This window comes from Streptomyces sp. NPDC023723, from assembly GCF_040639815.1.
Classification (GTDB): domain Bacteria; phylum Actinomycetota; class Actinomycetes; order Streptomycetales; family Streptomycetaceae; genus Streptomyces.
The window spans coordinates 24,866-37,980 of sequence record NZ_JBFAAP010000062.1 but is presented as its reverse complement, the minus strand read 5'-3'; the positions used below and the strand labels follow the sequence as shown (position 1 = coordinate 37,980).

12 protein-coding genes are annotated in these 13,115 nt (G+C 72.7%); 7 read left to right on the top strand and 5 right to left on the bottom strand.

Annotation, left to right across the window (positions count from 1 at the left end; genetic code table 11):
- Positions 1 to 280 precede the first annotated feature (280 nt).
- The 4 genes from AB0G32_RS35390 (at position 281) to AB0G32_RS35375 (ending at position 5,208) form a co-directional block, all read left to right on the top strand.
- Positions 281 to 1,147 carry a universal stress protein gene (locus AB0G32_RS35390; RefSeq protein ID WP_361173230.1) on the top strand — a complete coding sequence of 289 codons (867 nt, stop codon included), beginning with the start codon at positions 281 to 283 and terminating at the stop codon, positions 1,145 to 1,147.
- Between the two features lie 104 nt (positions 1,148 to 1,251).
- Positions 1,252 to 3,942: a GNAT family N-acetyltransferase gene (locus AB0G32_RS35385; RefSeq protein ID WP_361173227.1), complete on the top strand. Its 2,691-nt coding sequence runs from the start codon at positions 1,252 to 1,254 to the stop codon at positions 3,940 to 3,942.
- Between the two features lie 12 nt (positions 3,943 to 3,954).
- Positions 3,955 to 4,686 (top strand): CBS domain-containing protein, encoded by a 732-nt coding sequence (locus AB0G32_RS35380; protein WP_361173224.1) that lies wholly within the window; start codon positions 3,955 to 3,957, stop codon positions 4,684 to 4,686.
- Positions 4,687 to 4,698: 12 nt separating this feature from the next.
- Positions 4,699 to 5,208, top strand: a complete 510-nt coding sequence (locus AB0G32_RS35375; protein WP_361173221.1) for a flavodoxin domain-containing protein — start codon at positions 4,699 to 4,701, stop codon at positions 5,206 to 5,208.
- A gap of 80 nt (positions 5,209 to 5,288) precedes the next feature.
- On the opposite strand, the gene AB0G32_RS35370 is transcribed toward AB0G32_RS35375, so the two are convergent.
- Both AB0G32_RS35370 and AB0G32_RS35365 read right to left on the bottom strand, forming a co-directional pair.
- Entirely contained in the window at positions 5,289 to 5,972 is a 684-nt protein-coding gene (locus AB0G32_RS35370; RefSeq protein ID WP_361173218.1) for a universal stress protein, read from the bottom strand.
- 295 nt (positions 5,973 to 6,267) lie between these two features.
- Positions 6,268 to 6,852, bottom strand: a complete 585-nt coding sequence (locus AB0G32_RS35365; protein ID WP_361173233.1) for a hypothetical protein — start codon at positions 6,850 to 6,852, stop codon at positions 6,268 to 6,270.
- A gap of 139 nt (positions 6,853 to 6,991) precedes the next feature.
- On the opposite strand from AB0G32_RS35365, the gene AB0G32_RS35360 reads away from it, so the two are divergent.
- Both AB0G32_RS35360 and AB0G32_RS35355 read left to right on the top strand, forming a co-directional pair.
- Positions 6,992 to 7,897, top strand: a complete 906-nt coding sequence (locus AB0G32_RS35360) for a pyridoxamine 5'-phosphate oxidase family protein (protein WP_361173215.1) — start codon at positions 6,992 to 6,994, stop codon at positions 7,895 to 7,897.
- Between the two features lie 483 nt (positions 7,898 to 8,380).
- Entirely contained in the window at positions 8,381 to 9,043 is a 663-nt protein-coding gene (locus AB0G32_RS35355) for a DUF4389 domain-containing protein (protein ID WP_361173212.1), read from the top strand.
- 61 nt (positions 9,044 to 9,104) lie between these two features.
- On the opposite strand, the gene AB0G32_RS35350 is transcribed toward AB0G32_RS35355, so the two are convergent.
- The 3 genes from AB0G32_RS35350 to AB0G32_RS35340 form a co-directional block, all read right to left on the bottom strand.
- Entirely contained in the window at positions 9,105 to 10,157 is a 1,053-nt protein-coding gene (locus AB0G32_RS35350; RefSeq protein ID WP_361173209.1) for a class I fructose-bisphosphate aldolase, read from the bottom strand.
- Positions 10,158 to 10,229: 72 nt separating this feature from the next.
- On the bottom strand, positions 10,230 to 11,120 hold the full coding sequence (locus AB0G32_RS35345; RefSeq protein WP_361173206.1) for a universal stress protein: 891 nt from the start codon (positions 11,118 to 11,120) through the stop codon (positions 10,230 to 10,232).
- 184 nt (positions 11,121 to 11,304) lie between these two features.
- Positions 11,305 to 11,817, bottom strand: a complete 513-nt coding sequence (locus AB0G32_RS35340) for a universal stress protein (RefSeq protein ID WP_361173203.1) — start codon at positions 11,815 to 11,817, stop codon at positions 11,305 to 11,307.
- 789 nt (positions 11,818 to 12,606) lie between these two features.
- Between AB0G32_RS35340 and AB0G32_RS35335 the strand changes: the two genes are divergently transcribed.
- Positions 12,607 to 13,029 (top strand): Hsp20/alpha crystallin family protein, encoded by a 423-nt coding sequence (locus AB0G32_RS35335; protein ID WP_361173201.1) that lies wholly within the window; start codon positions 12,607 to 12,609, stop codon positions 13,027 to 13,029.
- The last annotated feature ends 86 nt before the right edge of the window (positions 13,030 to 13,115 follow it).

Here is a 13,115-nt window from a genome sequence, read left to right as displayed (position 1 = left end):
ACTACCACCTGGTGTACGCGGTGGTGCTGGTGGTGCTGGCCGCTGTCTCGGCGGGTGACACGCTGGGTCTGGGGCGGGTGTGGGCCCGGCTTCCCCTCGTCCGCGACCACGCGTGGCTGCGCTGAACACAGCCGGTGGGGCGGGTCCTTTGGCGGGGCCCGCCTCACCGGTGTGCCGCGGGAAGGACGGTCGGCCCCGTTCCGGGACCTGCGGCCCCTGCCTCGGGAGACCACCACGAGAGACGCTGACAGAGCCGATGACACGAGAGGAGGAGATCCTCATGTATCTGCCTTTGACAGTCGGGGTCGACGGCTCCGGACCCAGCCTCCGGGCCGTCGACTGGGCGGCCGACGAGGCTGTCCGGCACGGAGTGTCCCTCCAGGTGGTGTTCGCGTCACTGTGGGAGCGGTACGAGGGCCTCGCACTCGCCCGTGATCTCGCCGAGGGCCCCGGACCCGTGAGCGCCGAGGACATCGTCGCAGCCGCGGCCCGGCGTGCCCGGTGCCGCCAGCGCCAGCTGTCCGTCTCCACCGAAGTCGTGCCCGAGGAAGCCGAGTACGCCCTGGTCCGGTCGGGACGCAACGCCTCCATGATCGTGCTGGGCACCCGGGGGCGCGGCGGATATGCCGGCTCCTTGCTCGGCTCCGTCAGCCTGACCGTGGCGGCGCGCGCCGACTGCCCGGTGACCGTGATCCGCGGCGATGACGACCGGTTGGCCGGGGGTCGCCGAGACCGTGTGGTCGTCGGCATCGGCGAGGCGTCGGCGTCCGCCTGCCGGTTCGCCCTCACCGAGGCACGGCTGCGCGGCGTTCCGCTGGTGGCCGTGCGAGCCTGGCGGTGCCCCGCGCACGAGACGATCGACCATCCGCTCCTGTCGGGGGACCCCGCGAGGCTGTACGAGGAACGGGCCGCCAAGGAGCTGGAGGCGGCTCTCGAAGACGCCCCGCCGGACGCGGACCTGCGCCGGCGCACCGTCGAGGGGCCCGCCCGCCGAGTTCTGCAGACCGTTTCGACGGAAGCGGATCTCCTGGTGATCGGCCGACGTGAGCCCGGCCGGTACGGGCCCCGGCTCGGCCGGGTCGCCCACACCGTGCTGCACCACGCCGCCTGCCCGGTCACGGTCGTACCCGCAGGGACCTGCGCGTGAAGCCGACGAAACGAGGGCCTACCGGTCCCCGGACCGCCCCCGGCCGGCCCCTCGGACCGCCCCGCGGACGGCGGGAAGCTGAAACAGCCGAGAGGAGAAGTCCAGTGACGGACGACCCGCGCAGCCCCGCGATCCACGCCCTGCTCGTGGACGGCACCACCGTCCGCATCCGCGCCGTGGCCCCCGATGACCACGATCAGCTGCAAGGCCTCTACGAGGAGATGTCACCCGAGAACCTGCGTATGCGGTTCTTCGCGGTCAGCCGGCGCTCCGCCGCCGTCGCCGCGGACCACGCCTGCATGACGGCGCGGCCGGGCCACCGGGCCCTGGTGGCCGAACGGCAGGGACAGATCATCGGCCTCGCCGAATACCAGCAGGAGGGCGAGCGGGACACCGCCGAGATCGCCCTCGCCGTCGCGGACGGGCTGCACCACCGGGGTGTGGGCACGCTGCTCGTCGAACACCTGGCGTCGGCGGCCCGCGCCGACGGCATCATGGTCTTCACGGCGGACGCGCTCAGCGAGAACCGGGAAGTGATGCGCCTGTTCACCGACCTCGGGCTGCGCGTCACCCGCCGCGTCGACGGCCCGGAGACCCGCTGTGTCATCGCCCTCGACCCGGACGACACCTATCTCACGGCGGTGGACGCCCGCGGCCGGACCGCCGACGTGGCGAGCCTGGAGCCACTGCTGCGGCCCAGGACGGTCGCCGTCGTCGGCTCCGGCCGCCACCCCGGTTCCGTCGGCCGTGCCCTGTTGCACCACCTGCGCACGGGAGGTTTCACCGGCCGCCTGCTGGCGGTGAACCCGAACGTCAGCGCGCTCCTGGGAGTTCCGTCGTACCCGGCCGTCGGCGCGCTGCCCGTCCTCCCCGACCTCGTCGTCATCGCCACACCCGCCGCCGCCGTACCGGCCGTCGCGGAGGAGTGCGGCAAGGCGGGTGTCCGTGCCCTGGTCGTGGTCACCGCCGGCCTGGACACCGGGCAGGCAGCGGCCCTGCTGACCGCCTGCCGTACCCACGGCATGCGTCTGGTCGGCCCCAACTGCCTCGGCGTCTCCCAGACCGATCCCGCCGTGCGGCTCGACGCGACCTTCGCCGCCACCCACCCGCGCCCCGGGACCGCGGGGGTCGCCGCGCAGTCGGGCGGTGTGGGCATCGCCCTGCTGGAAGGCATGTCCCGGCTCGGCATCGGCGTCTCCACCTTCGTTTCGCTCGGCGACAAGTACGACGTGAGCGGCAACGACATGCTCCAGTGGTGGGAGAGCGACGGGGTGACCGACCTCGCGCTGCTGCACCTGGAGTCCTTCGGCAACCCGCGGGCCTTCTCCCGCACCGCCCGGCGCGTCACCCGCCGGATGCCGGTGCTCACCGTCGACGCCGGCCGCACCGACGCGGGCCGCCAGGCCGCCGCCTCGCACACCGCGGCCGCCGCGACCGGCACGATGACCCGACAGGCCCTGTTCACCCAGGCCGGCATCACCGCGACCCGCTCCATCGGCGAACTGCTGGAGACCGCGGCCCTGTTCCACGCCCAGCCGCTGCCCGCCGGCACCCGGGTCGCCGTCGTCACCAACGCGGGCGGGGCCGGCGTACTCGCCGCGGACGCCTGCGCCGAGGCCGGACTCGTCCTGCCCGCGCCGACCCCCGAACTGGTCGACGACCTGCTCGACGTACTGCCGTCCGGGGCCTCGGCCGGCAACCCCGTGGACGCCACCGCCGCCGTGACGGAGGACGAACTGCGCGCCTGCCTCGACCGGCTCACCACCCACCGCGGCGTCGACGCCGTCGTCGTCGCCCTGGTCCCCACCGCCGTCGCCGCCGCGACCGGCGACGACCTCGCCCGGGCCGTCACCCAGGGACCCGCCCGCGGGGACCGGCCCGTACTCCTCGTACGGCTGGAGCAGGAGCTGCCCGTCAGCCTGCTGCCGGCCGGCGACGGGGGAACCGTCCCGTCCTACGCGGAGCCGCAGGCGGCGGCCCGGGCGCTGGCCCACGCCGCCCGCCGGACCGCCTGGCTGGCCCGTCCCCCCGGAACCACCCGGGTCCCGGACGGCATGGACGGAGCCCGGGCCCACGAGGTGGCCGACGCCTGGCTCGCCGCACACCCGGACGGCGGCTGGCTCGACCCGCGCACCTGCGCCGAACTGCTCACGTGCTACGGCGTTCCGCAGTCGCCGTGGGCCTGGGCGGAGACCGAGGACGACGCCGTACTCGCCGCCGAGCGGCTGCGCGGCCCCGACGGCAGGTTCGTCATGAAGGCGCACTGGCCCGGCCTGCTGCACAAGAGCGCCCAGCACGCCGTGCACCTCGACCTCAGCGGCGAGCCCCAGGTACGCGCCGCCTTCCGGGACCTTCAGACCCGGTTCTCCGGGCTGCTGACCGGGGTCGTCGTGCAGCCGCTGGCCGCGCGCGGCACCGAACTGTTCGCGGGCGTCGCCCAGGACGAGGTGTTCGGACCGCTCGTCGTGTTCGGGCTCGGCGGTACGGCCACGGAGGTGTTCGCCGACCACGCGGCCCGGCTCGCCCCGCTCACCGACCTGGACGTGCACGACCTGATCACCGGACCGCGCTGCGCACCCCTGCTGTTCGGGGCGACCGGCGCCGGACCCGTCGACCTGGACGGCCTGGAGCAGCTGCTCCACCGGCTGTCCCGGATGGCCGAGGACTTGCCGCAGCTCGCCGAGGCCGACTTCAACCCGGTCCTCGCCACACCCGGCGGCATCACCGTCCTCGACGCCCGCGTACGTCTGCTGCCACGCCGGTCGCAGGACCCCTATCTGCGCCGGCTCCGCTGAGGAGGTGGGGAGATGAAGCACGACAAGGTCGGCTCCGTGATGACCCGTGACGTCGTCAGGGCCGAGTACGGCACCCCGTTCAAGGAGGTCGCGCGACTGCTCGCGGAGCGCCGCGTCAGCGGCCTGCCCGTCGTCGACGAGGAAGAACACGTCCTCGGCGTCCTCTCCGAGACGGACCTGATGATGCACCAGGCCCGGACCCCTGTCCCGTACGAGCCCGCCCGGCGCTTCCGCTTCGCGGCGCTGACGCCCGGCGTCCGCCGGCAGGCGGCGAAGGCGCGGGCCCGCACCGCCGGTCAGCTGATGACCGCGCCGCCCGTCACCGTGCACGCCGACGACACCATCGTCGAGGCGGCCCGTCTCATGGCCCGGCGGCGGGTGGAACGGCTGCCCGTGCTGGACGAGGAGGACCGGCTGGTCGGCATCGTCACCCGCGGAGACGTGCTGCGGGTCTTCCTGCGCACGGACGAGGAGATCCGCCGGGACGTCGTGGAGGAAGTCCTGGTGAGGGCGCTGTGGCTGGCGCCGCGCAGCATCGGCGTCACGGTCACCGACGGAATCGTGACCCTCGACGGCCACATGGAACGCAAGAGCGAGACAGAGATCGCCGTCTCCATGACCAGGCAGCTCGACGGCGTCGTCGACGTGGTCGACGAACTGGCCTACCGCCTGGACGACGAACGCATCCAGCCCGACGAGCAGGCACTGCACGGCGTGGCCGACGACTGGCTGCGCAGGCTGTGAAGGAGGATCACCATGACGCCGCACCACGTCCTGGTCGCCTACGGGACGACCAACGGCTCCACCGCGCAGATCGCCGAGACCGTGGCCGAGACACTGAGCGCCCACGGGGTCACGGCCGAGGCACGGTCCGCCCGGTCCGTGCCGGACGTGACCCCGTACGACGCCGTGATCGTCGGCGGCGGGCTGTACGCCAACCGCTGGCACAAGGACGCCCGCCGCTTCGTCCGCCGCCAGCGTGACGCGCTGGCGGCGCGCCCGGTCTGGCTCTTCAGCAGCGGCCCGCTCGACAGCTCGGCCGCCGAGCGGGACATCCCGCCCGTGCCCGGAGTCCGCCGGGCCATGACGGACGTGCACGCGAAGGAACACGTCACCTTCGGCGGCTGCCTGGAGGAAGGCGCCCGGGGCCTGACCGCCCGCCTGATCCTGCGCAACCGCAAAGGCGGGGACTTCCGCGACTTCCCCGCCATCCAGGCGTGGGCCGCGGGGCTGGCGAAGGAGATCACCGCCGAGCGTGCCGGGTAGCGAACCTGCCGCTCGCTGTGCTCCCGGGGTCCTTCGTACGGAAAGGGCGCCGGGAGCACGGCGTACGTCATGCCTCCGGCTCAGCGGCAGGGCGGCGACGCAATCACGGCGACCGGGCAGCGTGCCGAGCGGAGCAGGGCCCGCACCACCGTTCCCGGCGGCCGGCCGGGACGCCGCCCCACCACGACCAGCGAACTGTCCGCGCAGTGGCGCACCAGAGCCCGGACGGGAGTGAACCGGACGACTTCCCGCACCACCGGGACGTCGGGGAACTCCAGGAGCCGGGGCCGCAGCGCGTCGGACAGCCACTGCGTCTCCTCGTCCTCCCACTCGGCCCGGTCCGCCTCGGGTACGGCGAACGGCAGACGAGCGGCGCTCGCCGGCAGGGACCAGGCGTACACCGCCCGCAGACCCGCGCCGCGCAGCAGGGCGGCCGCGAACGCGAACCCGACACAGGCACCGGCCGGATCCCGGGCGTCGATGCCGAGCGTGACGTCTCCGTCCGGCATGAACGTTCCCGACGAGCCCGGCGAAGGATCCGGAACCACCACCACGGGACCGGCGGACGCCTCGATGAAGGCAGCCGCCGGTCCGGTGTCGCCATGCTGGGCGCCGGTGCCGACGACGGCCAGTTCGGCCGGGCCCGGTACGCCGTCGGCCGAACGCAGGGGCAGGCCCCGCAGCCGCGCTTCCTCCGCGGCCCACTCGGCGGCGGCCCGGCCGCCGACAGCCGGGTCCGGCCGTACCAGGACGATGCCCTTCACGGAGCCACCCCTTTCCACGCCGACACATCTTGACGATCCGGTACGGCGTCCGGGGCGCACCCGACCGCCCGCCTCGCCACAGCGTCGCCGCACGCCGGTCGGTTGATCGGTCGGGAATCGGTCCCGGACAAGTCTCGCGACCGTCTCGCAGACTCCTGGTCCGGTCAATGCGAGACCGTGTTATCGAGCCCGACGAGTTCGGCGCACCACCCGCACCGACTGGACGGTCGTCCTTGTTCAACCAGGCCCGACTTCCGAGGCGGACGGCACCGCGCGGTGAACGGTTCATCGCCGGTCAGTTGGCCGCGCGCCCCCATCGGGGGCCGATGCCGCGCCATTCCGCGTCCCACGCGCGGCGGCGCCGTCGGTCGGGTACGACATGTGCCCCGTAGTAACCGGCGGCAGCCGCCGTGGCGACGGCGAAGAACGAGGCCGCACCCATGAAGGCGGCGTCCACCCCCGCCTGCACCGACGTCAGAGGGGGCGTCGCGGGTCGGCCCTGCCGGTCCAGCCACACTTCCACCGTCGCGCCACGGTGCCGGCCGTCGTCCACGAGAGCCTCGCCCGCGTGCCGGGTGCCGTCCGCGGCGGTCCAGCGCACGTGAGTGAGTACCCGGCCGCCGATGGAGCCGCTTCCCAGGCTTCCTTCCGGCACGTCCTCCAAGAGGACGGCGGTGACCGGACGCAGCTCGGCGGCGCGCTGAGCGGTCCGGTGGGCGGTGGCCTCGGCACTCAGCACCCCCGCGAAGGGACCGGCCACGGCGACGACGGGGCAGGCGATCAGCACGAACCAGCCCTCCAGCACGTCCGCACGGCGGCGCAGCGGATCGCGGCGAAAGCGCCACAGGGAGCGCCGCCGAACGGCCGTCTTCACCGGCATGCTGCTCACCTCCGGCTGCTCCTCTCCAGCCTGCCGTCGGGAGCCGCCAAGAGGCAGGGGACCATCGGACACTTGGCCGACGTGGTGCCGCCGCGTGACGCTGGAACGGGAAAGCCCCTTCGGCACGGAGGGCACGGCCATGTACGCACACCTGGGAGATCGGCTGCTCGTCCGGAACCCCGCGACGGGCGCCGCCGGACGAGCCGGCGAGATCGTCGGACTCCACCACGAGGACGGGACACCGCCGTACTACGTCCGGTGGTCCGGTACGGACCGGGTCACGCTGTTGTTCCCAGGACCCGACGCACGGGTCGCGCACCGCGGCCATGATCGTTCGCTGCCCGCCGCTTCCGAGGCGACGGCCACCGATACCGTGAGGACGACGAAGGCCGGCGCCGGTCGCCCCGGTGATCTCGGCCGCCGCCTCGTCGCGGCCCGCCGGCATCGCGGGCTCGGCCGGGAAGAGGTGGCGCGGCGGGCTCGGATGGCGCCCCAGTACCTCGCCTACCTGGAGACGCAGACCGGGAATCCGGGCACCGGGGCCCTGGTACGGCTGTCCGATGCCCTGGGCACCACACTCCGCGCGCTTCAGGGCGGTGACCTGGAACGCCCGCCCGGCCGGGGAAGGCCTCCGCACCACCCCCGGCTGCGCGCTCTCGGCCAGGAGGAATGTTGGGACCTGCTGTCCACCCATGGACTGGGACGGATCTCACTGACCACGCGGCGCGGTCCCGCCGTGCTTCCCGTCACCTACCAGGTGGCAGGCCGGGACATCGCCTTCCGCACCGAACCGGACGGGACTCTGGCGGAGGCCGCCGGCCGTGAGGTGGCCTTCGAAGCCGATCACGTCGACGACGTGATGAGTCAGGGCTGGAGCGTTCTGATCGTAGGCCGGGTTCGCGCCGTCACGCGTCCGGCAGAGATCCAGGAACTGGAACAGGCTGCCCGTACCGGTCCCTGGCCCGGTGGGCAGCGGACGCTGTGGCTGCTCGTAGAGCCCGGCCGTACGACAGGACGACGCATCGTCCCCGCCGAGGACGCCTGAACATGTCCGGCTCGGAAGATCTCCGGGCGGGACGTCCGGGCGGCTCCGCCACCCGTGCCGCACTGCGCGTGGCCGATCATGCTCACTCTTCCCGCACTCAATAGGGGAGGGGGCGGCCGGACGGTGTCCGCAGGTCCGGTGATTCGGGCCGCTGCGGACGCCGCGGCCGTTTCTGCTCCTGGATCCGTTTCATGGAGATTGCCTCGGCTCATGGTCCGCAACGGATGGCCCAGTCTGGTCCATGACCACGGAAACGGGGAGGGACGTTCGGCCCTGGTCGGGTCCCGGGACGGCCGGGAAACCGGGACAGGGGTCCCACGGTGGGGACCGGTCGCATGCGGAGGCGGACGACCGCCGCGCCGGAACCGGCCGATGGTCCCCCCTGACGGTACCGACCGGCCCTCGTCCCATCCCCTGAACCCGGGCCATGCTGCCCGTGGGCTCTGCCCGCGGGGCAGGCCCCGGCCGAAGGAGATGAGGGCCATGACAATCCTCGCAACACCGGGCCGCCCGGTCCGGGTGGACGCAGTCCTCGACCCGCCGCTGTCCCGGTGGCTGTGGCTGGTGAAGTGGATACTGATCGTTCCCCACTACGTGGTGCTGGTCTTCCTCTGGACCGCCGCCGCCGTGGTGAGCGTGCTCGCCTTCTTCGCGATCCTCTTCACCGAGCGCTACCCACGTGCCCTGTTCGACTTCAACCTCGGGGTGCTGCGCTGGAGCTGGCGCGTGGCCTACTACGCCTACGGAGCGCTGGGCACCGACCGGTACCCCCCGTTCAGCCTTGGGGAGCGGCCGGACTACCCGGCGCGGCTGGACATCGCGTATCCCGAACGGCTGTCCCGGGGCCTGGTCCTGGTGAAGTGGTGGCTGCTGGCCATCCCGCACTACGTGGTCATCGGCTTCTTCCTCGGCGGCTGGCACCTCGGCTGGTGGGACGGCGGCCTGATCGCCGTGCTGACACTCATCGCCGCGGTGGCACTGGCGTTCACCGAGAAGTACCCGAAGGGCCTGTTCGACCTGATCATCGGCCTCAACCGGTGGGTGCTGCGGGTGGCGGCCTACGTCATGTTGATGACGGACGCCTACCCGCCGTTCCGGCTGGACATGGGAGGAAGCGAGCCGCACGACGAGGACGATCCCTCGTAGACATCTGGTGGGGAGGGCGTTGCCGGGCCACGCCCTCCCCGGAGGCACGCTGGACCGACGCTCAGGCGACGGTGACGCTGTCGTCGAGGTAGACGTCCTGGACGGCGTGGAGCAGGTCGACGCCTTCCTGGGTGGGGCGTTGGAAGGCCTTGCGGCCGGTGATCAGGCCGGTGCCGCCGGCCCGCTTGTTGATCACCGCGGTCCGTACGGCCTGGGCGAGATCACTCGCGCCGGCCGAGGCACCGCCGCTGTTGATCAACGCGACGCGGCCCATGTAGCAGTTGGCCACCTGCCAGCGGGTGAGATCGACCGGGTGGCTGGTGGTGAGCCTGTCGTACAGCAGCGGGTCGGTCCTGCCGAAGCCCAGCGCCCGGTAGCCGCCGTTGTTCTCGGCCTGCTTCTGCTTGACGATGTCGGCCTCGACGGTGGCGCCGAGATGGTTGGCCTGGCCGGTGAGATCGGCCGCCACCGCGTAGTCCACGCCGTCCTTCTCGAACGCCGGATTGCGCAGGTAGCACCACAGCACGGTGAACATTCCCAGTTCATGGGCGTGTGCGAACGCCTGCCCGACTTCGCGCAGTTGGCGGCCGGACTGCTCCGAGCCGAAGTAGACGGTGGCTCCGACACCGGCCGCACCGAGGTCGAAGCACTGCCGCACGGTGGCGAACATGACCTGGTCGTAGTGGGTCGGGTAGGTCAGCAGCTCGTTGTGGTTGAGCTTGATGATGAAGGGGATCTTGTGGGCGTAACGCCGCGACACGGCTCCCAGTACACCCAGCGTGCTGGCGACCGCGTTGCAGCCGCCCTCGACGGCGAGTTCGACGATGTTCCTGGGGTCGAGACAGCGGGGATTGGCGGAGAACGCCGAGGCCGCCGAGTGCTCGATGCCCTGGTCGACCGGCAGGATCGACAGATAGCCCGTGCCGGCCAGCCGGCCGTGGTCGAAGAGGGACTGCATATTACGCAGCACCCGCGGAGAGCGGTCGCTCTCCGTCATGACGCGGTCCACGAAGTCGGCCCCCGGCAGCTCCAGGTCCTCCTTGGGGACTCCGCGTGCGATGTGGGTGAGCAGGTCCTTGGCTTCGTCTCCCAGCAGAGCGTGGATGTCGGTCATGGCTCCACCGTCCCTTCTTTCTCGGAAATGCCGAGGTGATGGCTCCGCGGTTGTCGACGGAGTTCGGTGAGTTCACTCGTGGGGGACGATCACCACGGGGCAGCGCACCTGGTGGATTGCGGCGTGGACGACCGGACCGATGTGCGTGCCGATCCTGGACGGCCGGATCCGTCGGCCGACGACCAGCAGGCCGGCGTCCTGCGCGGCGTGCGTCAGCCGCGCTGCCGCGCTGCCCTCCTGCGCCGACTCGTCGATCTCGACACCGGGGAACTTCTCACGCCACGGCGCGAGCTTCGCGGCGAGCGTCCTCTGCGCGGCCGCCCCCATCGCCCTGCGTGCCCTTGTCTGAGCCGCGTGCTGTACGAACGGCAGTTGCCAGGCGTACACCACGCGCAGCGGTGCTGCCCGCAGTGCGGCGCTCTCGAAAGCGAAGGAGATCAGTTCCCCGGAGGGATGGGCGGGATCCAGGCCGAGCACCACGGCGCGGCAGGCGGTCTCGGCCGACGGCCGGCCCGCTGCATCCGGCAGGTACTCGTTCTCCACGACGTGGTCGGCGCGTACGAGCGCGACGGGCCGGGGTGCGTGGGCCACCGCCGCCATCGCCACCGAACCGGCGATCAAGCCGCCCAGCCCGGTGAAGGCTCGGCTGCCCAGCACCAGCAGCTCGGCCTCGGCAGCCGCGGAGACCAGCGCCTCCGCCGCGGGCTCGGAGACCTGCTCCACGCTCAGCGGAACCCGTGGGTAGCGAGCGGTGAGCCGGTCCGCGGCATCGCGCAGGACAGGCCGTACCCGGCACCGCTCGGCTGCCGGACCGGACAGCTCCGGCGGGTCCGGGTCCAGGCCCGCGCAGGCGTGGATGAGACGCAGCGGCAGGCCGCGCCGTGCGGCCTCGCGCGCCGCCCACTCCGCGGCGGTGAGGCTTTCCTGTGAACCGTCCAGACCGACGACGACCAAGCGAAGCACGGCCGCCACCTCCCCGCCTCGGCGCCCGCGCCGAACGCTGCGGACTCGTACCACGAGGATGCCGCCGTCCCGCGGCGGGACGGCAGGGGCTGCCCGGCCCCCACGCGCGGGCCGAACGTCCCACGCCGCCGACGGCGGCCTACCGACGGGTTGTCCGGCCGCGTGATCCGAGCGAACTGACGGCCTACGCCGCACCGCGCTGAACCGTGCCGTGTATGTCGACGGGCCGCGACGGGGCCGTGGAACCGGAGACGAGTGCTGGGACGGTCACCACCGGCACCGTCGCGTGCCGCAGGCACTCCCGGGCCACCGCGCCGATGCCGGGCGGCTCCATCGGGCCGCCGGCCTTACGGCCCAGAGCGAGCAGCAGGGCGCCGCGGGTGTGCCGCAGCAGTACCCGGGCGGGCCGGCCCTCCGCCACAATGGCGTGCACACCGGTGCCGCGGTGCGCTCCGAACGCAGTCCGCACCGCCGCGGCCAGTACCTCGGCGGCTCGCTCACGCTGCTCTTCGACCGTGGGCCGGCCGGATACCGGGGCGTAGGGCGCGAACAGGGCCGTGGCCGGCTCCCAGGCGTGCACGGCGGTCACCCGGGTGGCCAGGGCACGCGCTTGCTCTCCAGCCCAGCGCAGCGCCGCCACGGACGCCTCGGACCCGTCGACACCCACCACGATGCCGTCGGTGGCGTTCTCGGTCATGGCTGCCTCCCTTGCCGTCGATGTGTTCACCGTGCGCCGCGCCAGGGCGGGAGGCGCGGGCCGGCCGGCCCGACGTCGAGGCCGGTCGTCCCTGGCGTGGAAGGCGACGGAGCCGTCAAGCCGGAAGACACAAGGGGGGCCAGGGACAGCCTTCGGTGACCCGGCCGAAGGACGTCGCGGCGTGCGGTCCGGCCTCTTCGGGTGACTGCCGGCGGATGGCCTCGCTGGTCCCGGGTGATCAGGAGGCCCCGACGTCGCAGCCGCGAACCTGCCGACGGCCAGGAGCCGTTACGCCGCTCCTGCCGATGACCCTCGCCGCCCGCCGAAGTCTGGCACTGGCTCGTGCAGATGGGTGGTGACCGCGCGGGCTGGTACAGCTGGGACCTGCTGGACCACCTCGCCCCCGAGTGGCAGAAGGTGGAAGAGGGGATGCGGTGGCCCGGGTGGAGCCTGAACGCACTCTGCTTCTGCGCTCGGACCTGGATCTTCCCTGCGGAGGCTCCGTCGACCCGCGGCCGAGTCCACCCCCGTCGACGGTCCGTCTGCACAGCGTCTGGGGCGTTCACGTCGGGCCCGCCCCGTTCGGCGAGACCCGTCTCGTGGTCCGCACGCGCGGGACAAGCCGCTCTCCACAACCTGCGCAGCCATCTCCAGGCGCAACCGTGAGGCAAGCGGCAGACCGTGCGAAGGAGACCGGGCAGGCAGGCCCTCCGCAGGGCCGGTCGGCCCCACTCGCGCCCTGCCTCGGCGCGGGAGGCTGGAACCGAAGGAACGAAGAGGAGGGAAGACATGAACAGCGTGATCGAGCGACTGACCGGCCGGCCGGCGCTGCTGGACGTGTTCGGCTGGGTGGAGACCGGGCTTCCCACGGGGCACGTCGCACCGGGGACGCACGGCATCCGGATCGAGGAGCAGCTGAAGGACGGGACGTACCTGCTGCGGGCCGAGCTCCCGGGCATCGACCCGGCGAAGGACGTCGAGATCTCTGTCACGGAGGATGTCCTCGTTCTGCAGGCGGAACGGACCGTGGAGACGACCGACAAGCACCACACCGAGTTCCGCTACGGCACCTTCACCCGCTCCGTCCGGCTGCCCGCCGGTGCCGCGAGTGAGGAGGCGACCGCGGAGTACAAGGACGGTGTGCTGACGATCAGGGTCCCGGTACCGGAGAAGAAGACGGACACCAGGACCATCCCCGTACGGCACGTCTGAACGCTGTCGTGCGCCGGGCCGCACGACGTGTGCGTGACCGGTTCTTCCGGTCACGCACACGTGCGAGTTCGCCGCGGTCGCGCCGT